The following is a 21773-nucleotide window of genomic DNA, read 5'->3' as shown; positions in this document are numbered from 1 at the left end:
TCTGAGGGCGCGCGGATCTGGGCCGGCGAGTGGCGAAACCCATTCCGTCCGGCGAGAAAAGTTGTGGTGTCCATCGATGCGGTGACAGCAGGGTGGGGCCAACGATCACGTTGGCCCCACCCGTTCCGGTTGGCCGCAGTCGCGACGACCGCTGTGGAAACAAACGCTGTGGAAACAAACGCTGTGGCGGCAAACGGGGGCCGGGTGGAAAGCCAACGTCGTGGGGCGCCACCATCGTGGAGCGCCATCGTCGCGACAGACGGGAGAAGTCGTGGGTGTGTGGAGTCGTCGCCGGTTCGTCACCTGGGGAACCGCCGGCGCGGCCGGTGCCGCACTGCCTCTGATCGGGGCGGGTCCGGCTGTGGCGGGTCCGGCCGGGGCGGCCGACGGGCCGGGCGGACCGGGTGGACCGGGCCGCGTCTTTGACGTGCGGAGCTTCGGCGCCAAGGGCGACGGAGTGACCATCGACACCGATGCGATCAACCAGGCGATCGAAACAGCCGCCAGCCAGGGCACCAATGGACAGGACGCCGATGGCGGACCGGGCGGTACCGTCTACTTTCCGGCCGGCGTCTACGCCAGCTACTCGGTACACCTCAAAAGCAACGTCGCCCTGTACCTCGCGCAGAACGCCACACTGCTGGGCGCCGCACCGGCCGGCGGCAAGGGCTACGACCCGGCCGAGCCCGGAGCCGGCAATCCCTACCAGGACTTCGGCCACAGCCACTGGCACAACAGCCTGATCTGGGGCGAGGGGCTGGAGAACATCACCATCTGCGGGCCGGGCACGATCGACGGCAAGGGGTTGCTGAGCGGCGGAAGCCAGGAGTCCGCGCCGTTACAGGGAAACAAGGCGATCGCCCTCAAGCTGTGCCGCAATGTCACCATCCGCGACATCACCATGGTCAACGGCGGGCACTTCTGCATCCTGCCGACCGGAGTCGACAACTTCCGCATCGACAGTCTGGTCATCGACACCAACCGCGACGGCATCGACATCGACTGCTGCAAGAACGTGCGGATCTCCAACACCACCGTCAACTCGCCCAACGACGACGCCATCGTGCTGAAGAGTTCGTACGCGCTGAACGAGGTGCGGGACACCGAGAACGTGACCATCGACAACTGCATGGTCAGCGGTTACGACCTCGGTACCCTGGTCGACGGCACCTACAAGACCGGGGCGTACGGGCGCACGGGCCGGATCAAGTGCGGCACCGAGTCCAACGGCGGATTCAAGAACATCGCGATCTCGAACATCATTTTCGAGTACTGCCGGGGGCTGGCGCTGGAGTCCGTCGACGGCGGGCAGCTCGAAGACGTGACGGTCAGCAATATCACCATGCGCAACGTGCAGATGCCGTTGTTCCTCCGGTTGGGTGCGCGGATGCGCGGCCCGGAGGGGTTGAGTGTCGGCGCGCTGCGCCGGGTCAGCATCAGCAATGTCATCGCGCACAACGCCGACCCGCGGTACCCCTCGACGATCGCCGGCATCCCCGGCCACAACGTGTCGGACGTACGGATCAGCGATGTGCGCCACCACCTGGTCGGCGGACTGTCGATGGGCGACGCGGTCGCGGATCCGCCGGAACTGGAGGACGCCTACCCCGAGCCCACCATGTTCGGCACCCTGCCGGCCTACGGGTTCTACATCCGTCACGCCAGTGGAATCACCATGGACAACGTCGAGGTCCGGTACGAGACGAAGGACACCCGGCCGGCGTTCGTCCTCGACGACGTCGCCGACGCCGACTTCCATCACAGCCGCGCCGACAAGGCGCAGGGTACGCCGAGCTTCGTCCTCGACGATGTGGACGGCTTCATCCTCACCACCAGCCGGCCGGTGGGAGACAAACGGCTCGGTCAGGTCAAGCACAAGGAACTGTGAAGAACAAGGAGCTGTGAGTACCCGCCGGCACCCGGTCAGCCCGCCGCGGGGCTCGTTCCCGTGGCGGGCTCACCCGGCGGTACCAGGGCGAGGTGGTGTGCCATCGCCTCCTCGTCCAGGCAGGGCCGGCCGCCGAGCCGGACAACCGTGGCGCTGGCCGCCGCCGTAGCATGCCGGGCGGCGGCCCGCGGATCACGCCCACCGATCAGGGCCGCGGTCATGGCGGCGACGAAGGCGTCTCCGGCGCCGGTCGTGTCGAGGACGTCCACCCCGGTCACCGGGACGAACGTCTCCCCCTCGGGCCAGGCGACGAGGTTGCCCGCGTCCCGCACGGCGAGCGCTACCAGGGTGGGTCCTTGCGCCAGCAGCCGCCGGGCCTCCCGGCGCGCGGAGGCCGCGTCCTCGATGTCGCCACCGGTCAGCGCCCGCGCTTCGCGGGCATCGGCGCGCACAATGTCGGCACAGGCCAACAACTCGTCGCGATGCCGGGCATCCTGCGGTGCTCCGTCCAGGACGATCCGCCGGCCGGCGGCCTTCGCCAGCCGGGCGGCCATGAGCATCGCCTCGCCCGGCTGCTGCATCTGCAGGACGACGGTCGGGGCGGCGCGAACGAGATCCGCGACGCGCTCGATGTCGGACGGGCCGAGCAGGACCTCCGCCGGCAGATCCTCCAGGTACCGCCACCGGCCACCGGATACGACGCTGGTGATCAGTCCGGTCCGGGCTCCGGTGCGGCACGCCACTCCGGTTACGTCGATGCCGTCGCGCGCCGCCTGGTCGCGCACCTCGCGGCCGATCGGGTCGTCCCCCACCACGCCCACCAGGCCGGCGCGCACGCCGAGCTGTGCCAGCCCGACCGCCTGGTTGGCTCCCTTGCCACCCAGCATCTCGAGGCGCTGCCGGACCGGTACCGTCCCGCTGGGGCCCGGGACGTCGTCGACCAGCAGGACGAGATCGCGGGCGACCTGACCGACCACCAGCACGTCCACATCTCCCATGCCGGCGAGCTACCCGCGGTCGGCACGGTCGAAACCGTACGTCGGGTCCGATACTCGACCCGGGCCGGGAAGGTGATCCCGGCCCGGGTCGGGCGGTTGCCGTTCGCGTGGTGGCCGCGCGCCGGTTACTTCGCTACCGGAGACGCGTACCCGACGATCGACGAGGTCGAGCGGCTGATCGTCTTCTGCAACACCGCGTCGTCATTGCCGGTGGCCGGGTTGGACGTGTTGCCGGAGATGTAGGTGACGTTGCTGGTGGTCGCCGACACCACCAAGCCCACGTGACCGTAGTTGAAGACGATCGCGTCACCCGGCTGGGGGTTGCTGGTGTGCCAGGTGCCGTGGTTCTTGCCGTAGGTCTCGAAGCTGTTGTAGAGCGAATTGATTCCCGAGGTGGCCGCTCCGGCCTGGATCCATACCCACTTGCCGAAGTCCGCGCACCACGCCTGGGTCTTCCAGCCGTTGGTACAGGTCGCTCCGGTTCCCGCCAGGCCCAGCGCGGTCGTGTAGTAGTTGCAGTTGTAACCGCCGTGCTCGCGGTTGTGTGCCGTGTCGGCGTTCTCCGTCTGAGCGATCTGGACGATGGCCGCGCCGAGTTCGGTGGCCGGCGGTGGCGTGCAGTCCTTGACCCGCTGGATGTTCATCGCCGTCATGGTGGCCGCGTCGGCCTGGCCGTTCTGCGTCAGGCCATGCGCGCCCTGCCACGACTTGACCGCGTTCTCGGTGTTCTGTCCGTACATGCCGTCGGCGCCCGCACCGACGACCTGCTGAATCTTGATGACCTGTGAGCTGAGTTCGGCGCTGGTCTCGGCGCCGACGATGCCATCGTTGTCCAGGCACCGGTCGGTCTGGAACGCTTCCACAGCCGCAGTGGTGTGCGGGCCGCTGATGCCGTCGATGTCGGTGAACGACAGGTACGCCATCCCGGCGAGATCCCACTGCACCTGGGTCGTGGTGACCGCGAACGCGGGTTGCGCGATCGCGAGGCTCAGACCGCCGGCCAGAGCCGCGGCCACCAACACTCTTCGAATTCTCACGATCTGTGTCCTTTCTGGAGGAGCGCGAACCGCTCGGTTTCCTCTCGGCCAGCCGCGCCGCGCACGTACCCTCGCTGAAGCGGCTTGCCATCGGGATTGCCATCGGCCTTGCCGCGCGCGGGTGCGACCGCCGGAAGCGAACGCGGGCAGGACGCCGGACCGCGCGACGGTCGGCGCCCTGCGGGAGAGCGCCGGCCGCTGGAGGACGCAGGCCGCGCGAGGGCGCCGGCCATGAGAGGACACCGGCCACGAGAGGACACCGTCGCGACAGGACGCCAAAAGGGCGACCCGCCCCAGGAGTGCGCCGGCCGCGCGAGGCTTACCGGGGAACGACGACAGCCGCGGTTACGGCAGGAGAATCATGAGCAGACGGAGCGGTCTCGGGATGCGGCGGCGTTTGCCGCCACCCGCGCCGGTACCCGTCGGCCCACGGCGGGCCGGCGGCGGGCTGGCGGCGGGCCAGCGGCATTCTTTCTCACCGTCGCCGTCCCGTCCCGGGGACGGCGCCGGCCCGGGGCTCGTCAGCGACGGCGGCGAGGCACCGGCGTCCGGCGGCCACCGACCGCGCCCCGGGTCGCGGCCACCGCGGCCAGCGTGTTCGTGTAGGTCCGCTGCGCGACCCCGACGAACATGCAGTCGACGACGGTCAGCTGCGCCAGCCGGCTGGCCATCGCGCCGGAGCGGAAGGTGGTCTCCCGGGCGGCCGTGGTGAGCACGTGTTCGGCCGCCAGCGCGATCGGCGACCGGGGAAAGTTGGTGAGTGCCACGGTGGTCGCGCCCTGCGCGCGTGCCTGGGCAAGCGCGTCGATCGTGTCCACGGTGGCTCCGGTGTGCGAGATGCCGATGGCCACGTCCTTCGGACCGAGCAGGGCCGCGCTGGTCAGCGCCGCGTGGGTGTCCGCCCAGGCGAACGCGACCCGGCCGATGCGGTGCAGCTTCTGCTGGAAGTCCATCGCGACGAAGGCGCTGGCGCCCACCCCGTAGAGGTCCACCCGGCGCGCCCGGACCAGCGCCTCGACCACCCGCTTGAGTACCGCGATGTCGAGCTGCGCCCCGGTCTCCTCGACCGCGCGGGCGTCCGCGAACGCTATCTTTTCGACCACCCGGGCGAGGTCGTCACCCGGACCGATGTCGCTGCCGATGTCCCGGTCGTCGCGCGCGGCTCCCTGCGCCCGCCCGGCCTCGGTCGCCAGCGCCAGCCGCAGCTGCGGGTACCCGGCGAAGCCGATCGTCTTGCAGAACCGGATGACCGTCGCCTCGGACACGCCCGAGGCGACCGCCAGCTCGGTGATGGTCAGCGTGGCGGCGGTGCCGGTGTCGGCCAGCACCTGCTCAGCCACCTGACGCATGGACGGTTGCATGGCCGGCAGCAGCGCCCGGATGCGGACTGCGGTGCCGGATCCGGGCGCACGCCCGGCACCGACGGATCCGGTGCCGGACGCGGACGCCCGCGGTTGGCGGCTAGAAGCCATGGCAACAAGGTAGTCCACGGCGCCGGTGTGCAGAATGGACGGTCACGTCCGGCCGACCGTCCAGCCGTCGAGCTGGACGAGTGCCGCGTCCTTCGGCCGGCCGTCGTCGAACAGCGGGCCGTGCGGACCGGTGACCCGTACCGCGTCCAGGTAGACCCCGCGCCCCTCGTACAGCGGGTCGGTGGTGTAGCGCCAGCGCAGCTGGGTGGTGCCGCCGGGTACCGTCGCGGCGGCCGTCAACCACTGCCGGCCCTCGAACCCGGAAAACGATCCGCCGGTCTGCCAGACGTCGGCACCCGCCCGCAGGGTGAGCGGAACCGGCTGCCAGGTCGTACCGCCGTCGCCGGACGCCTCCAGCCGGCCGATGTCGGTGCTCTCCGTGTCGTACCACAGATCGAATGTCAGCTTGGCGCCGGCGGCCGGCACCGCGACCGGAACCGTCAGCGTCGCGGTGCTGGCGTCGGACGTTCCGGAGAACCAGTCGGTGGGCCCCTGCGCCGGGCGGACGGGCAGTGCCAGCGCCAGATCGCGGGCCACCGCGCGGCGGGACGGGTTGTTGCTGCCCCAGTTGCGGCTCGGGTGCACCCGGTTGGTCAGCAGGATCACGAAGGAGTCGGACAGCGGGTCGATGACGATCGACGTACCGGTGTAGCCGGTGTGCCCGGCGGTCACCGGCGAGCTGAGCGCGTCCATGTAGAACCGCTGGTCCAGTTCGAAGCCCAGGCCGTGCGCGTTGCCCGGGAACGCCTGGTTGTTGTCGGTGAACAGGGTCCGGACCGCGTCCTGGGAGAGGATGGTGGTGCGCCCGTACCGGCCGCCGTTGAGCAGAGCCTGCGACAGGATCGCCAGATCGTGCGCGGTGGAGAACAGGCCGGCGTGCCCGGAGACCCCGCCGACGCAGTACGCGTTCTCGTCGTGCACGGTGCCCCAGACGATGCCGCGGTCGGTCCACGGCTGGTACTCCTCGGCGGCGATGCGCGGCCTGAGCGAGTCCGGCGGGTTGAACATCGTGTCGCGCATGCCGAGCGGCGCGGTGATGCGCTGCGTGATGACCCGGTCGAGGGGCTGTCCGGTCACCTGCTCGATGACCTTGCCCAGGGTCATCATGTTCATGTCGCTGTAGAGGTAGGCGGTGTTGGGCGGCGCGAACGGCGTCACCGCGTAGACCGCCGCCCACCGCTGGTCGTTGGTGGCGTAGTCGCACAGCGACGGGCTGGGGTCGGCGGGCAGCCCGGACGTGTGCGTGAGCAGATTGCGGATGGTGATGTCGCCCTTGCCGGCCGCGGCGAACGCCGGGATGTACTGGGCCACCGGGGTGTCCAGCCCGATCCTGCCGGCCGAGATGAGCTGCACCGCGGCGATCGAGGTGAACAGCTTCGTCATCGAGGCCAGGTCGAAGATGGTGTCCTGCCGCATCGGTATCCACTGGTCCGGCGGCAGCTCGGTGGGGGTGTCGTCGGCGTAGCGCAGCGCGTAGCCCGCGGTGTCGTGGGCGACGATGACGCCGTCGTGCGCGGCCAGCGCGACCGCGCCGGCGTACTCGGGATAGGTCGGCGACGGTGCGAGGTACGAGGTGATGTCCGTGCCGATCTGGTCGACGTACCGGCTCACCAGGCCGGCCTGCGCGGCGCTGCCGTACCGCAGCGTCTGCGACGGGTGGGTGAACCGCAGGTCGGTGCCGCTGATGGTGGGCGGTGCCCCGGTCGGTGCCGCCGCCCCGGCTGTGGGCAGCGCGACCAGGCCGGCGAACGTGAGGATGGCGGTGGCGGCACACACTGAACGTCGAAGGGTCATCGAGCGCCTCCGTGGTCGCGGTAGATGAGGTACCTTTCGCGCAGCGCGCGGAAGGCGCGCAGACCGGCCTGCCAGCCGGCGACGACGTCGTCGACACCGTGGCCCGCGTCGATCGATGTGCGCACCTGGTCCGATCCGGTGAGCGTGTCGATCCAGAGGTCCGGCCGCCAGGCGAAGTGGTCCGGGTACAGCTGCCGCAGCGTCACCAGCATCGCCACCGCGGTCCGGACCGGGTCGTACACGCGCCGGTCAGTGACGTACAGCTGCACACCGCCGACGGTCTGCCCGACCCACTTGTCGAAGGTCGGGGCGAAGTAGGCTTCACGGAACGCGGCACCCGGCAGGTTCAGCGCGGTGAGCGCGTCCCGCCACCGCCAGTCGCCGTACGGGGCACCGATCTCCTCGAAGGGCCGGGTGGTGCCCCGCCCCTCGGAGGCGGTCGTGCCCTCGAACAGGCACGTGCCGCTGTAGACGACCGCGGTGTCGACGGTGGGCATGTTCGGCGACGGTGGCACCCACGGCAGCCCGGTGTCCTCGAAGAACATGTCGCGCCGCCAACCGTCCATCTCCAGCACGGTCAGCTCGGCCGGCCTTCCGGCGTCGCCGGCGACCCACTGCCCGTTGTAGAGCCGGGCCAGCTCGCCGACGGTCATGCCGTGCGCCTGAGCGATCGGCTTGCGGCCCACGAAGGTGGCGTACCGCGGGTCGAGCACCGGGCCCAGCGCCTGCCGGCCCGAGCTGGCGTTGGGCCGGTCCAGGACGACGAACCGCTTGCCCGCCATGGCCGCCGCGACCATCGAGTCATACAGCGTCCAGATATAGGTGTAGAAGCGGGCGCCCACGTCCTGGATGTCGTAGACCACCGTGTCGACCCCGGAGGCGGTCAGCACGTCGGCGAGCGCCTGCCCGCTCTTGCCGTACGTGTCGTACACCGGCAGCCCGGTGCGGGGGTCGTCGTAGAAGCCCTGCGAGCCGCCGGCCTGAGCGGTGCCCCGGAAGCCGTGCTCCGGCCCGAACACCGCGACGAGGTCGATCCGGTCGTCGCCGTGCATGACGTCGATTTCGTGGCGCCGGTCGCGCAGGATCCCGGTCGGGTTGGTGATGACCCCGACACGTTGCCCGCGCAGGGCCGCGTAGCCCGAGGACATCAGCACCTCGAGTCCGGTGCGCACAACGTCCCCGTGCCCGCCCGGGCCACTACCGGGGGCGACCGGGGCAGCCCCCGGAGCAGTGCCTGAGGCAGCCCCCGCAGCAGCGCCTGGGGAGGCCGCCGAGGCGGGGGCCGCGGTCGCGGCCCGCACAGCCAGGCCCGGCGCGACAACCGCGCCGGCCGCTGTGCCAAGGAATGTCCGACGGCCGATAGGCATCACGCGTCGCTCCTCCCCGCATCGGCGCCGAGGCGCACGATGGTGCGGAGTTCTTGAGGTGACAGTTCTTGACGTGGCAGTTCTTCGCGTGACAGCTGTTCACGCGAGGGTTCTTGGCGTGACAGCTGTTCACGTGGAAGTTATTGACGGCCGCATTGATGGGTTTGAAGATTACCGACACATTGTCGTGCTCGTCAATGCTTCTCCGCTCCCCGGGCCGGGCCGCCGGAGAGGATCCGCGGAGAAGGGCCGGGCCGCCGGAGAGGGGCCGTGCGGAGAAGGATTGACGTATTCAGACGCGTGATGGAAAGTTTCTATCGTGCTGCGTCAGTCGAAGCAGACCGCCACCGTGGCCGGGCCGGGCCGAGACCGCAGCGTGGGCCGAGACCCCAACGCGGGCGTCGACCCCGGCGCGGGCCGCGACCGCGGCGTGGTCACTCCCCCGGACCGGCCGGTCGGCACGCCACGGCTGACCGGTGACGAAGGCGCCGGCGACGGCGAAGGACACCGGCACCGGCACGGGAAGTTGATTGTCACGGTCCCTCCGGAGGAGAGGTCACAGAGATGAGAACGCGCAGAGCGCTTGCGATTCTCGCGATAACGGCAGCCATGGCGGCGACCGGAGCCTGCACGGCGACGGGATCCTCGGGCGGCGGCAACGCCGGCGGCGGTAGTAAGGTCACGCTGTCGGTGTGGTCCTGGCGCCCGGAGGACGCGAGCACCTACAAGAAGATCTTCGACAAGTTCCACGCGGCGCACCCGAACATCACCGTGGACTTCAAGCCGTACAAGTCGACCGAGTACAACACCATCCTGTCGACCGGCCTGACCCAGGCGGGCGGCCCGGACGTCGCGCAACTGCGGTCGTACGGGGGGCTGCAGCCGCTGATCGAGGCGGGCAACCTGGTGCCGCTCGACGGCAAGGTGGCCGGGCTGTCCAACTTCGAGACCACGGCGCTCGACGGCACCCGGGGCAAGAAGGACGGCAAGGTCTACGGCGTACCGCTGGAGATGTCGACGTTCCAGATCTACTACAACAAGGACATCTTCTCGAAGTACAGCCTCCAGCCGCCGACCACCTGGGATCAGCTGATCTCCGACTCGCAGGCGCTGCTGTCCCACGGCATCACGCCGTTCGCCGCCGCTGGCAAGGACACCTGGCTGCTCCCGCTGTACGACGACGCCTTCGCCGCGACCCGCTACGGCGGGACGGCCTTCGAGAAGAAGGTGCTCGCCGGCCAGGCGAAGTTCACCGACCCGGACTACGTCGCCGCGCTGAACGTGCTCAACCAGCTCAAGCCGTACTTCCCCAAGGATCAGATGGGGCTCGCCGAAACCGACGTGCAGACGCTGTTCGCGACCGGCAAGGCGGCGATGATCCCGGAGGGCTCGTTCGCGCTCGCGCCCATGAAGGCCATCAACGCCAACCTGAACCTCGGCGTGTTCAACGCGCCGCCCGCGCCCGGCGCCCTGGTGAACAACCCGCTCGAGGTCGGCTGGGTGGACGCTTCCTACGGGCTGAACGCCAAGTCCACGCACCAGAAGGAGGCCCTGGAACTGCTGCAGTGGATGACCACCGCCGACTTCGGGCACATGGTCGCCGACGACCTCAAGCAGGTGTCGCTGGTCAAGGGGGTACAGTCCGCCGACCCGCTGCTGAGCCAGATGGTGCAGGACTACACGCAGAGCCCGACGCCGTACCTGATGCTGGTCGACTTCCGGTACGGTACGCCGCTGGGCAGCGACCTTCAGGCCGCCGGGCTGCAGAAGATGCTACTGGGCCAGCAGAGCGCGGCCCAGGTGGCCGGCGACATCCAGAACGGCATCGCTCAATGGTTCAAACCGTAGACACGGGTACCGCAGCACGGACTCGTGCCGGCCGCCGTCACCGGCGGCCGGCCGGCACGAGTCCGGTGCCGCGGATGAGGTGGCGTACCGCGGTCTACTTCCTCGTGCCGGCGTTCCTGCTCTACACCCTGTTCGTCGTGTACCCCCTGCTGTCCGCGCTGGCGGACAGCTTCTGGCGCTGGGAGGGCACCGCCCGCGGCGGGTTCGCCGGGCTGGCCAACTTCACCGGCCTGTTCACCACGTTCCCGCTCAACCACCAGCTCTGGCCGGCGTTCTGGCACACCGTCGTGTTCTTCATCGGCACCATGGTGGTGCAGAACACGTTCGGGCTTCTCGTCGCGGTGGTGCTCACCGAGTTGCGCTTCGGTCGGCGGTTCTTCCAGACCGTCTACACGCTGCCCTACCTCGTCGGCGGACTGGTCGTCGGATACCTGTGGAGCCTGCTGCTGAGCCCCAGCTTCGGCCCGGTGAACGCGGCGCTGCGAGCGGTCGGGCTCGGTTCGTTCGCCAAGCCGTGGCTCGGTGACCCGTCGACCGCCCTGCCGGTGGTCATCCTGGTCAACGCGTGGCAGTACGTCGGCTTCCCGATCCTGCTGTTCGGCGCGGCACTGGCCGGGCTGCCGTCGGAGTACGCGGAAGCCAGCCGGGTCGACGGGGCGAACGCCTGGCAGCGGTTCTTCCGCGTCACGCTGCCGTTGCTGTTGCCGTCGATCGGGGTGGTCTCCATCCTGACCTTCATCGGCTGCTTCAACACCTTCGAGCTCGTCTACTCGCTCGAAGGCGCCCAGGGCAACCAGCCCACCGGACCGGGCGGCGCGACCGACGTACTCGGTCTGATCTTCTACCGGGTCGCCTTCCAGGAGGGCGGTGCCGACGCCATCGGGCAGTCGTCCGCCCTGGCCGTGCTGCTGTTCCTGTTCATCTTCGGCATTGCGGTGCTCGCCAACCGCATCGTCCGCCGTCGCGAGGCCGAACTGACATGACCGTCCTTCACGAACGGGTACCGCGCGTCGCGGACCGGCCGCGCACCGGACGGCGTGCGCGCCGCCGCACGCCCCGCGAGCGGGCGGTCCTCATCCTCGCTCTCCTGCTGCTGTGGAGCTACGCGGTGGTGGCGCTGGCGCCCATGCTGGTCATGGTGCTCGACTCGCTGCGCTCCAACGCCCAGGTGCTCTCCGACCCGCTCGGCCTGCCCGGCTCGCTGGACCTGTCCAGCTACCGGACCGCGTGGACGGAGGCGTCGTTCGGCACGTACGTGCGCAACTCCGCCCTGGTCACCATCGCCGCGGTGGCGCTGGACGTGTGCGTGTCGCTGCCGGCGTCCTACGTGCTGGGCCGGTACCAGTTTCGGGGCAGCGGCGTGCTCATCGCGTACTTCCTGTCCGGGCTGATGCTGCCGATCCGCCTGGGCATCCTGCCCATCTTCTACCTGCTGGGCAGCTTCGGCATGATCGACTCCCGGCTCGGGCTGGTGCTGGTGTACGCGGCCAGCGGCATCCCGTTCTCGGTGTTCATCATGTCGGCGTTCTTCCGCGGCCTGCCCCGGGAGCTGGAGGAGGCCGCGCGCATCGACGGCGCGAGCGAGTTCCGCATCTTCGCCCGGGTCATGGTGCCGCTGGTCCGTCCGGCCATCGCCACCGTGGTGGTGTTCCGCTTCGTACCGCTGTGGAACGACTTCTTCTTCCCGCTGGTCCTGATGCGTACGACCGGGAAGTACACGCTGCCGGTGGGACTGACCCAGTTCTTCGGAGAGTTCCAGACGAACTGGTCGGCGCTGTTCGCCGGGCTGGTCATCGCGACCCTGCCGCTGATCGTGCTGTTCCTCGCGGCCACCAAGCAGATCGTGGCCGGACTGACCGCGGGAATGGGCAAGTAACCCCTTCCCGGGCGCCCCTCCCCCGGCGCCCTCCCCCGGGCACCCTTCATCCGGCACCCTTCATCCGCGCGAGACCGTCGACGCCGCTCTGACATCGCCATGGGCCGATTTGACACCGTCATGGCTAGCGGTTATCTATGATCGGTCGGTCTGGACGGAGGGCGGGCCTGGGAGGCCGGCCTTGGGAGGGCGACCCCCGCGGGGGGGCGGCCGCTGCGAGGACGGCCTGCGAGGGGCGCCGCTGCGGGGGCGGCCCTGGGGGCAGTGATCGGGGAGGGGGACCTGGGTGCAGGACGTGGTACTGGCCATGCTGGCGAAGGAGCCGGCGCACGGGTACGAGTTGCGCAGCCGGATGCGTGGTGCGCTCGGCCCTCTCGGCGACGCGATGAACGCCGGGCAGATCTACGTGACACTCACCCGGTTGACGAAGGCGGGCCTGGTGACCTCGGAGCGGGCCGAGGGCCTGCCGGACCGGCCTGACCGCCGGGTCTACGCGCTGACCCCGGCCGGGCAGCAGCGGGTCGCCGCCTGGCTGACCGAGGTGAACTGGCCGAAGTCCGACCTCACCGAGTTCCACCTCAAGCTGGTCGCCGCCGCGGCCGCCCGGTTGGCCGATCCGGTGGACCTGGTCGACGCGCAGCGGCGCGAGGTGCTGCGCCGGCTGCGCGACGCCCAGCGGGCCGCGTTGGACCATTCGGTGGACCCGGTCGCCGGGTTGCTGCTGGAGGGGGTCGTGCTGCGGCTGCGGGCCGACCTGGAGTGGCTGGAGGCGTGCGAGCGCATGTGGACCGAGCGCGACCGGACGGGAAGGGCGAGCGCATGACCGAGCGCACCAAGCGAAGCGAGGGCCACGAGGGCATGCCCGGAGAATCGGCGTGACCGGGTCGATGGTGCTGCGGACGCGCGGGCTGACCAGGCAGTACGGGCGGGACAGCGGGCTGGTGCGCGCGGTCGACGAAATCGACCTGGACGTACCCGCCGGGCAGGCGCTGGCCATCATGGGGCCCAGCGGTTGCGGCAAGTCCACCCTGCTGCACCTGCTCGGCGGGCTGCAACGGCCCACCGACGGGCAGGTGTGGCTGGCCGACCACCGGATCGACACGATGAGCGAGCGGGCACTGGCCCGGCTGCGGCGCGACAGCGTCGGCTTCGTCTTCCAGTCCTTCCACCTGATGGACGAGCTCACCGCCGTGGAGAACGTCGAACTCGCGGCTCTGCTTGCCGGGCAGTCGCCGCGCCGGGCCCGCAAGCGGGCGATGTACCTGCTCGACCGGGTCGGGCTCGCCGACCGGGCCCGGCACCTGCCCGCGGAGCTGTCCGGCGGCCAGCGCCAGCGCGTCGCGATCGCCCGCGCGCTGAGCAACGACCCGCTGGTCGTGCTGGCCGACGAGCCCACCGGCAATCTGGACAGCGCCGCCACCGTGGAGGTGTTGCGGCTGTTCGACGAGATACGCGCCGCCGGACAGACTCTCGTGGTGGTCACTCACGACGCGCGCATCGCGGCGGTCGCCGACCGGATGATCTCCATGCGCGACGGGGCGTTCGCCGACGACAGCCCGCTCGCCGGCGCCGGTATGGCCGGTACGGGCTCGGGTAGGGGCTCCGGTACAGCCGCCGGTGCGGCCGCCGGAACCGTCTACGGCGGGAGGCGCTGACGTGGCCGGTCGCCTGCTGCTCGTGTGCCGACTGTTGGTGCGGGACCTGCGCCGCCGGCCGACCGAGACCGTGCTCCTGCTGGCCGCCATCGCCGCCGCGACCGGCACGCTGACCCTCGGCCTCGCCCTCAACGGGATCGCCGACCGGCCGTACCAGCGGACCCGGGCAGCCACCGCCGGACCGGACGTGGTGGTGGAGCCCCCGGAGGTCACCGGTACGCAGGCCCTGACCGCCCTCGCGCCGCTGACCACCGCGCCCGGCGTCACCGGCCACAGTGGACCGTACCCGGTTGCCTACCTGATGCTGACCGCCCGCGGCAAGACCGTGCACGCGGTCGTCGAGGGCCGTGACCGGGCCCCGGCAACGCTCGACCGGCCGGCGGTGACCGGTGGCACCTGGGTGCGCCCCGGCGGCGTCGTCTTCGAACGCGCCTTCGCCGACGCGCTGGGCGTGCACACCGGCGACACGGTCAGCGTCGACGGTCATTCGCTGCGCGTGGACGGGACCGCGGTCACCGCCGCCAGGGCCGCCTACCCGCGCGCCGGCTGGCGTGTGCCGGGCACCCCGTTCACCGACCCGGGCGGCCTGGTCTGGGTCGACCGCGGCGACATCGCGGCACTCGCCGGCGGGTCGCAGTCGCTGTCGTACACGCTGAACGTGAAACTCGCCGACCCGGCGGCCCACGACGCGTTCGGCGCAGTGTCGAGTGCCGCGCTCAACACCAGGTCCTGGCAGTTCATCGCCGAAGAGGACAGCGCGCTGGCGAAGCAGGCGCGGAAGACCATGCTGATCGGTAGCTGGCTGCTCGCCGCCCTCGCGGTGGCCAGCGTCGCCGGCATCGTCGCCGGCCGGGTCATCGGCCAGCGCCGCCGGCTGGGGTTGCTCAAGGCCGTCGGAGCCGGGCCGGCCATGGTCGCCGCCGTCCACCTCGCCGAGTACCTCGTGATCGGGCTGGCCGCCGCCGGCATCGGGCTGGCCGCCGGCTGGCTCGCCGCGCCTCTGCTGGCCAGCCCCGGCGGCGGCTTCCTCGGCTCGGTCGGCGCCCACCCGCCCGCGCTGCGCACCGTGGTCGCCGCCACGTGTTTCGCCCTCGTCATCGCCGCCGCGGCGGCCCTGGCACCCGTGGTGCGTGCCGCGATCACCGACACCGTCCACGCGCTGGCCGACGCCGCCTCGCCGCCACGGCGTCGCGGTGGGCGCGTCCGGCTGTCTCGCCGGCTGCCCACCGCCCTGCTCATCGGGGTACGCATCAACGCCCGCCGGCCCCGCCGCGCCCGGCTCGCCATGGTGAACACCCTGATCACCACGACCACGCTCGCCGCCGCGCTCATGTTCCAGGTGCAGAACAGGCAGGAAACCCACATCGGCCCCTCGGAGCTCGTCAATCCCGATGACGAGCGCAGTTACCACGCCATGCTGATCGTCATCGTCGTACTGTGTGTCCTCGCGCTCATCAACGCGGTCGTGAGCACCTGGTCCGCGGTCCTCGACGCCCGGCATCCGCTGGCCGTCGCCCGGACGCTCGGCGCGACGCCCGGACAGGCGACCGCCGGACTGTCGGCGGCGCAACTGCTTCCGGCGGTACCCGGGGTCGCCGCCGGCATCCCGGCCGGCATCGTGCTGTTCCTGGCCGCCAGCGCCGGCCAGATCCGGTACCCGCCCGGGGTCTGGTGGCTCGCCACGGCGCTCGGGATCCTGCTCGCGGTCGCCGCGCTGACCGCCGTCCCCGCCATAGCCGCCGCGCGGCGTCCGGTCGCGGACACCCTCCGGTCCACGGCGTCCTGACGGGGCGGCGTCCTGACGGGACGGCGTCCTGACGGGGCGGTATCCCGACGGGCGGCATCCGACGGGCAACATCAAGGAGCGGTGCGGGCGCCACGCCGGTCGCGTCTTTGCTGACACCCTAGGGTGGCATTAGGGTGCGGTGTGGCTGATGATCAGGGCGATGCAGCTGTTGCGCTGCGTAATCGAGTGACCGCGTTGGCGGACTCACTGACCGGGATTCTGGAGCTTGACGCGCTGTCCGCGGCGCGCAGTGCCCCACGGTTGATCGACGAGGCGAAGTCGGTCCTGGCCGCCGTGCGCAGGGCCGCGATCGCCGACGCCGCGCGCGACATGACGCATGCCCAGATCGCGCAGGACCTCGGGGTGTCGCCCTCCGCGGTGAACAACGCCCTGGTCGAGCACCGCGCCCACGCCCTGCGACTCGCACCTCTGGCCGGCGGCTCGAAGGAGGCGCTCGGTGTCTGACCAGTTCGTACACCTGCACGTCCACACCGAGTTCTCGATCCTGGACGGCGCCGCCCGGATCAAGGACATGATGACCGAGGCGAAGCGCCTGGGCATGCCGGCGGTGGCGATCACCGACCACGGCAACATGCACGGGGTCTACGAGTTCTTCAAGGCCGCCACCGGTGCCGGCATCACCCCGATCCTGGGCATCGAGGCATACCTGGCGCCGGAGACGCGGTACGAGCGGCGTCCGGTGCGGTGGGGCAAGCCCGAGCAGAAGTCCGACGACGTGTCCGGTGCCGGCCGCTACACCCACGCGACGATGTGGGCGAGCAACAGCGAGGGCCTGCACAACCTGTTCCGGCTGGCCTCCCGTGCGTCCATCGAGGGCACCTACGGCAAGCCGCGGATGGACGCGGAGCTGATCGCCGAGTATGCCAGCGGCATCATCGCCACGACCGGGTGCCCGTCCGGCGAAGTGCAGACCCGGCTGCGGCTGGGGCAGCCGGAGCAGGCGCTGGCCGCCGCCGCGAAGTACCAGGAGATCTTCGGCGCGGACAACTACTTCCTCGAGATCATGGACCACGGGCTGGAGATCGAGCGGCGGGTCCGCGACGGCCTGATCGACATCGGTCGCAAGCTCGGGATCCGGCCGGTGGTCACGAACGACTCGCACTACACCGTCCCGGATCAGGCCGCCGCCCACGACGCGCTGCTGTGCGTGCAGACCAACGCGAACATCTCAGACACCAACCGGTTCAAGTTCGACGGCTCGGGCTACTACCTCAAGTCCGCGCAGGAGATGTTCACCGTCGACAGCTCCGACCTCTGGGCGGACGGTTGCAAGAACACGCTGGTCATCGCCGAGCGGGTCGACACCACCGGCATGTTCGCCTACCACAACCTGATGCCCCGCTTCCCCGCTCCCGAGGGGGAGACGGAGCAGAGCTGGTTCGAGAAGGAGGTGTGGTCGGGCATGAGCCGCCGGTACCCGGGCGGCATTCCCGACGACCGGCGGGCCCAGTGCGAGTACGAGATCGGGGTCATCAGCCAGATGGGCTTCCCCGGGTACTTCCTCGTGGTGGCCGACTTCATCAACTGGGCCAAGGACAACGGCCACCAGGTCGGCCCCGGCCGCGGCTCGGCCGCCGGCAGCATCGTGGCCTACTCGCTGGGCATCACCGACCTGGACCCGATCGACCACGGGCTGATCTTCGAGCGCTTCCTCAATCCCGAACGCGCCTCCATGCCCGACATCGACACGGACTTCGACGAACGCGGGCGCACCGAGACCATCCGCTACGTGACCGAGAAGTACGGCGACGACCGGGTCGCGCAGATCGCGACCTTCGGCACCATCAAGGCGAAGGCCGCGATCAAGGACGCGGCCCGGGTCAACGGCTACCCCTACGCGGTCGGTGACCGGATCACCAAGGCGTACCCGGCGCCGGTGATGGGCAAGGACATGCCGCTGTCCGGCGTCTTCGACCCCAACCACCCCCGCTACGGCGAGGCGACCGAGCTACGCGCGCTGCACGACTCCGAGCCGGACGTCGCGAAGATCATCGAGGTCGGGCGCGGGCTGGAGGGTCTGGTCCGGCAGACCGGCGTGCACGCCGCCGGTGTCATCATGTCCGCCGAGTCGCTGGTCGACCACGTACCGCTGATGCGCCGGGAAGACGACGGGGCCATCATCACGCAGTTCGACTACCCGACCTGCGAGACGCTCGGCCTGATCAAGATGGACTTCCTCGGGCTGCGCAACCTGAGCATCATGGCCGACGCGGTCAGAAACGTCGCCACCACCACCGGGCACACCATCGACCTGCTGCAACTGCCGCTGGACGACAAGCCGACCTATGAGCTGCTCTCCCGCGGGGACACCCTCGGGGTGTTCCAGCTGGACGGCGGGCCCATGCGGGCGCTGATGAAACTGATGCGCCCGGACAACTTCGAGGACGTCTCCGCCCTGATCGCCCTGTACCGGCCGGGGCCGATGGGCGCCAACAGCCACACCAACTACGCGCTGCGCAAGAACAAGATGCAGGAGATCGTGCCGATCCACCCGGAGTTGGCCGAACCGCTGGAGGAGATCCTCGGCCCGACCCACGGTTTGATCGTCTATCAGGAGCAGGTGCAGCGGGCGGCGGTGAAGCTGGCCGGGTACTCGCTGGGCAAGGCCGACAACCTGCGCAAGGCGATGGGCAAGAAGAAGAAGGAGGTACTGGACAAGGAGTTCGTCCCGTTCCAGGCGGGCATGCGCGACAACGGGTACTCCGACAACGCCATTCAGACCATCTGGGACGTCCTGGTCCCGTTCGCCGACTACGCGTTCAACAAGGCGCACAGCGCCGCCTACGGCCTCATCGCGTACTGGACGGCCTACCTGAAGGCCAACTACCCCGCCGAGTACATGGCCGCGCTGCTGACCTCGGTCGGCGACGACAAGGACCGGATGGCGCTGTACCTGGCCGAATGCCGCCGCATGGGCATGAAGGTGCTGCCCCCGGACGTCAACGAATCCGTCGCCCAGTTCTCCCCGGTCGGCGACGCCATCCGCTTCGGCCTGCACGCGGTGCGCAACGTCGGCGGCCCGGTGGTCGAGTCGATCGTGCGTACCCGCGAGCACAAGGGCGCGTACACCTCGTTCAACGACTTCATGGGCAAGGGCGAACTCGCGGTCTGCAACAAGCGCACCATCGAATCGCTGATCAAAGCCGGCGCGTTCGACTCCCTCAAGCACACCCGCAAGGGCCTGCTGGAGATTCACGAACAGGCGGTCGAGGCGACGACCGCGGTCAAGCGCAAGGAGGCGGAAGGCCAGTTCGACCTGTTCGGCTCCCTCATGCCGGACGACGAGTCCGACACCGCGCTGACCATCGAAATCAAGGACCACGAGTGGGATCCGCGCGACCTGCTCGCCTTCGAACGGGAGATGCTCGGCCTGTACGTGTCCTCCCACCCCCTCGCCGGCACCGAACGAGTCCTGCGCAGCGCGTCCGAACACGCCATCGCGCAGATCGACGACGACGAGATGCCCGACGGCGCTCAGGTCACCATCGCCGGCATGCTCGTCGGTGTCGCCAAGCGGGTCACCAAGCAGGGCAAGATGTGGGCCTCGGCCGCCCTGGAGGACCTGGCCGGAGGGATCGAGGTGCTGTTCTTCCCCAACACGTACGAGCTGGTGTCCGACCGTCTCGCCGAAGACCTCGTGGTGGCCATCAAGGGCAGGGTGAACCGGCGCGACAGCGGGGTCGCCGTCGCCGTATCCGACATGAGGATTCTCGATGTCAGCGGCGCCAGCGGCGCGCGGCCACTGACCATAACGATGCGACAGGCTCAGATCAACGAGGATCGGGTGGAGCGGCTCAACGAGATCCTGACCCGGCACCGCGGCCAGACCGAGGTGCGCCTGCAGATGGGCCGGCACCTGCTGCGGCTGCAGAACCACTCGGTCGAGGTCACGCCCGCGTTGCTGGCCGACCTGAAGGCGTTCGTCGGCGCGGCGAACATCTCGTCGTGATTCATCACGGTGTCGCCGGTGCGGCTCGGCGGTTTGGCGTGGCCGCGCCGCACCGGCGAGCCGTGCGCGCCGGTCTCACGACCGCTGATCCCATACCCGCCGACCTCACATATCGGTGCGCTGTCTCGTCGACCCTGTGAGGGCTCGTCCACACTGTGAGGGGCTCCTCCACACCCGTGAGGGCAGCCACGAACAAGGGAGCCGGCGACACCATGACCACCCCATCCGAGCCGGGATACGACCGGACCGATCCGAGCCTCGGCGCGATCATGAGTGAGCGGCGTCACCTGATCAATCTCGCCTACCGGCTGCTCGGCTCCCTGGCCGACGCCGAGGATGTCGTACAGGAGACCTACGCTCGCTGGTACGCCATGTCGCCGCAACAGCAGGAGGCCATCGAGTCCCCCGGCGCCTGGCTGACCACCGTCGCCAGCCGGGTCTGCCTCGACCTGCTCGGCTCGGCGCGTGTCCGGCGGGAGCGCTACGTGGGCGAATGGGTCCCGGAGCCGCTACCGGAGCAGGCCGAGTGGATCGGCGGACGGCCCGGCGGCATCACCGCCGATCCGGCCGACCGGGTCACCCTCGACGAGTCGGTCAACATGGCCTTCCTCGTCGTACTCGAATCGATGACCCCGGCCGAGCGCGTCGCGTTCATCCTGCACGACGTGTTCCGCTACTCCTTCGCCGAGGTGGCCGACATCGTCGGTCGTACCCCAGCGGCGTGCCGGAAGCTGGCCTCCTCGGCCCGCCATCGCATCGACGCGTCCCAGGCCCTCACGAGTCCGCCGGCCCGGCAGGCCGACATCGTCAGAGCCTTCAAGGCGGCCTGGGAGGCCAAGGACATCAACGCTCTCATCGGCCTGCTCGACCCCAACGTCACCGCCATCGCCGACGGCGGCGGCGTGGTCAGCGCCGTGCTCCGGCCGATCCGGGGCAGCGAGCAGGTCGCGCGCTACGCCATCGAGATCTCCGCCTTGGTGCCCGGCATGACGATCCTGGAACGCACGGTCAACGGCCAGCCCGGCCTGGTGGCCAAACGCGACGGGGTCATCGTGTCGGTGATGGCGTTCGACATCGCGAACGACCGGGTCAAACACCTCTGGGCGGTACGCAACCCCGACAAGCTCCGGCCGTGGACGGAGGACTGATCCGGCCCGGCACGGTCTGATCCGGCCCGGCACGGTCTGACCCGGCCGGGCACGGTCTGACCCGGCCGGCACGGTCTGACCCGGCCGGCACGGTCTGACCCGGCCGGCACGGTCTGACCCGGCCGGCACAGTCCCATCCGGCGGCACGGTCTCACCCGGCCGGCACGATTACCCGGCCCGCACGATTACCCGGCCGGCTCGATTACCCGGTTGGCAGCGGCTTCGCCATCTGTTGGGAGGTCACCGTGAAGCCCAGGCTCTCGTAGAGCCGGATCGCCGGCGTGTTGTCCCCGAAGACATTCAGCCCGAGCCGGGGCACGCCGCGCCGGACCAGCTCGCTCTCGGCGGCGAGCATCATCGCCCGGCCGTAGCCCCTGCCCCGGTGCCCGGCGTCGATGTAGACGTTGAACACCCAGGCGGTGTCGGGACGCTCGGGCGCCCGGGGCAGCGCGAGCCAGACCCAGCCGACCCGCTCACCTCCGGCGGTGCCGGTGAACAGCAGCATGCCCGGCGTGGCGGCGCCCTGCGGTAGCAGGCCGTCGATCAGCTCCTGGCTGGATTTTCGCGCGTGTTCGCCATCGAAGCCACGGCTGGACGCCAGGTCCTGCGCGTAGTCCTCGACGAGTTCGGCACGGCGGACGACGAACTCATCGCCGCTCATCGGTTCGAGCTCAAGCCGCACCGGCATGTCAGCGTTCACCACGCTCTCCGACTCGTGATCACGAAGAGATCCTGCATCAGGCGAGGTTCGACCACCAAACGATTTCGTCCGCGGCCTATTCGCAGGGCCGGCGTCGCAGGACTGCCATCGCAGGGCGCCGTCGTGGGGCGGCCATCGCAGGGCGGCGCTGTGGGGCGGCGCTGTGGGGCGGCGCTGTGGGGCGGCGCTGTGGGGCGGCGCTGTGGGGCGGCGCTGTGGGGCGGCGCTGTGGGG

Annotated in this window: 16 protein-coding genes; 10 read left to right on the top strand and 6 right to left on the bottom strand. The window is 70.2% G+C overall.

The genetic code is table 11. From position 1 onward, the window contains the following. Nucleotides 1-271 precede the first annotated feature (271 nt). Entirely contained in the window at nt 272-1888 is a 1617-nt protein-coding gene (locus Raf01_RS29890; protein WP_239134035.1) for a rhamnogalacturonidase, read from the top strand. A gap of 35 nt (nt 1889-1923) precedes the next feature. On the opposite strand, the gene Raf01_RS29885 is transcribed toward Raf01_RS29890, so the two are convergent. From Raf01_RS29885 to Raf01_RS29865, 5 genes are all read right to left on the bottom strand, one after another. After that, a complete protein-coding gene (locus tag Raf01_RS29885) occupies nt 1924-2886 on the bottom strand; it encodes a PfkB family carbohydrate kinase (protein WP_239134034.1) in 963 nt (320 codons plus the stop codon). 125 nt (nt 2887-3011) lie between these two features. Next, a complete protein-coding gene (locus Raf01_RS29880; RefSeq protein WP_203921393.1) occupies nt 3012-3923 on the bottom strand; it encodes an NlpC/P60 family protein in 912 nt (303 codons plus the stop codon). Between the two features lie 521 nt (nt 3924-4444). Then, nucleotides 4445-5395, bottom strand: a complete 951-nt coding sequence (locus Raf01_RS29875; protein WP_203921392.1) for a MurR/RpiR family transcriptional regulator — start codon at nt 5393-5395, stop codon at nt 4445-4447. Nucleotides 5396-5437: 42 nt separating this feature from the next. Beyond that, a complete protein-coding gene (locus Raf01_RS29870) occupies nt 5438-7189 on the bottom strand; it encodes a serine hydrolase domain-containing protein (protein ID WP_203921391.1) in 1752 nt (583 codons plus the stop codon). After that, nucleotides 7186-8361, bottom strand: a complete 1176-nt coding sequence (locus tag Raf01_RS29865; RefSeq protein WP_239134033.1) for an exo-beta-N-acetylmuramidase NamZ family protein — start codon at nt 8359-8361, stop codon at nt 7186-7188. Before Raf01_RS29865 ends, Raf01_RS29870 begins: the two co-directional genes overlap by 4 nt. Before the next feature lie 759 nt (nt 8362-9120). On the opposite strand from Raf01_RS29865, the gene Raf01_RS29860 reads away from it, so the two are divergent. From Raf01_RS29860 to sigJ, 9 genes are all read left to right on the top strand, one after another. Beyond that, the gene (locus Raf01_RS29860; protein WP_203921389.1) at nt 9121-10404 is read left to right on the top strand and encodes an ABC transporter substrate-binding protein; all 1284 of its coding nucleotides are present in this window, start codon (nt 9121-9123) and stop codon (nt 10402-10404) included. Between the two features lie 74 nt (nt 10405-10478). Further along, nucleotides 10479-11387 carry a carbohydrate ABC transporter permease gene (locus tag Raf01_RS29855; RefSeq protein ID WP_203921388.1) on the top strand — a complete coding sequence of 303 codons (909 nt, stop codon included), beginning with the start codon at nt 10479-10481 and terminating at the stop codon, nt 11385-11387. Then, on the top strand, nt 11384-12280 hold the full coding sequence (locus tag Raf01_RS29850; protein WP_203921387.1) for a carbohydrate ABC transporter permease: 897 nt from the start codon (nt 11384-11386) through the stop codon (nt 12278-12280). Before Raf01_RS29855 ends, Raf01_RS29850 begins: the two co-directional genes overlap by 4 nt. Nucleotides 12281-12566: 286 nt before the next feature. Next, complete coding sequence (locus tag Raf01_RS29845; RefSeq protein WP_239134032.1) at nt 12567-13103, top strand: PadR family transcriptional regulator; 537 nt, start codon at nt 12567-12569, stop codon at nt 13101-13103. Between the two features lie 52 nt (nt 13104-13155). Beyond that, entirely contained in the window at nt 13156-13935 is a 780-nt protein-coding gene (locus tag Raf01_RS29840) for an ABC transporter ATP-binding protein (protein WP_239134031.1), read from the top strand. Between the two features lies 1 nt (nt 13936). Then, nucleotides 13937-15721 carry an FtsX-like permease family protein gene (locus Raf01_RS29835; protein WP_203921386.1) on the top strand — a complete coding sequence of 595 codons (1785 nt, stop codon included), beginning with the start codon at nt 13937-13939 and terminating at the stop codon, nt 15719-15721. Nucleotides 15722-15907: 186 nt separating this feature from the next. Beyond that, the gene (locus Raf01_RS29830; RefSeq protein WP_203921385.1) at nt 15908-16186 is read left to right on the top strand and encodes a hypothetical protein; all 279 of its coding nucleotides are present in this window, start codon (nt 15908-15910) and stop codon (nt 16184-16186) included. Next, nucleotides 16179-19691, top strand: coding sequence for a DNA polymerase III subunit alpha (dnaE, locus tag Raf01_RS29825; protein ID WP_203921384.1), 3513 nt, complete (start codon nt 16179-16181; stop codon nt 19689-19691). Before Raf01_RS29830 ends, dnaE begins: the two co-directional genes overlap by 8 nt. 212 nt (nt 19692-19903) lie before the next feature. Next, nucleotides 19904-20839, top strand: coding sequence for an RNA polymerase sigma factor SigJ (gene sigJ / locus Raf01_RS29820; protein ID WP_239134030.1), 936 nt, complete (start codon nt 19904-19906; stop codon nt 20837-20839). A 202-nt stretch (nt 20840-21041) separates the two neighbouring features. On the opposite strand, the gene Raf01_RS29815 is transcribed toward sigJ, so the two are convergent. After that, the gene (locus Raf01_RS29815) at nt 21042-21539 is read right to left on the bottom strand and encodes a GNAT family N-acetyltransferase (RefSeq protein WP_203921383.1); all 498 of its coding nucleotides are present in this window, start codon (nt 21537-21539) and stop codon (nt 21042-21044) included. Nucleotides 21540-21773: the final 234 nt, after the last annotated feature.

The sequence above is a fragment of the Rugosimonospora africana genome (genome assembly GCF_016862975.1).
In the GTDB taxonomy this organism is placed as follows: Bacteria; Actinomycetota; Actinomycetes; order Mycobacteriales; family Micromonosporaceae; genus Rugosimonospora; species Rugosimonospora africana.
The sequence above is the reverse complement of the archived record's forward strand: the minus strand, read 5'-3'. Positions and strand labels throughout refer to the sequence as shown.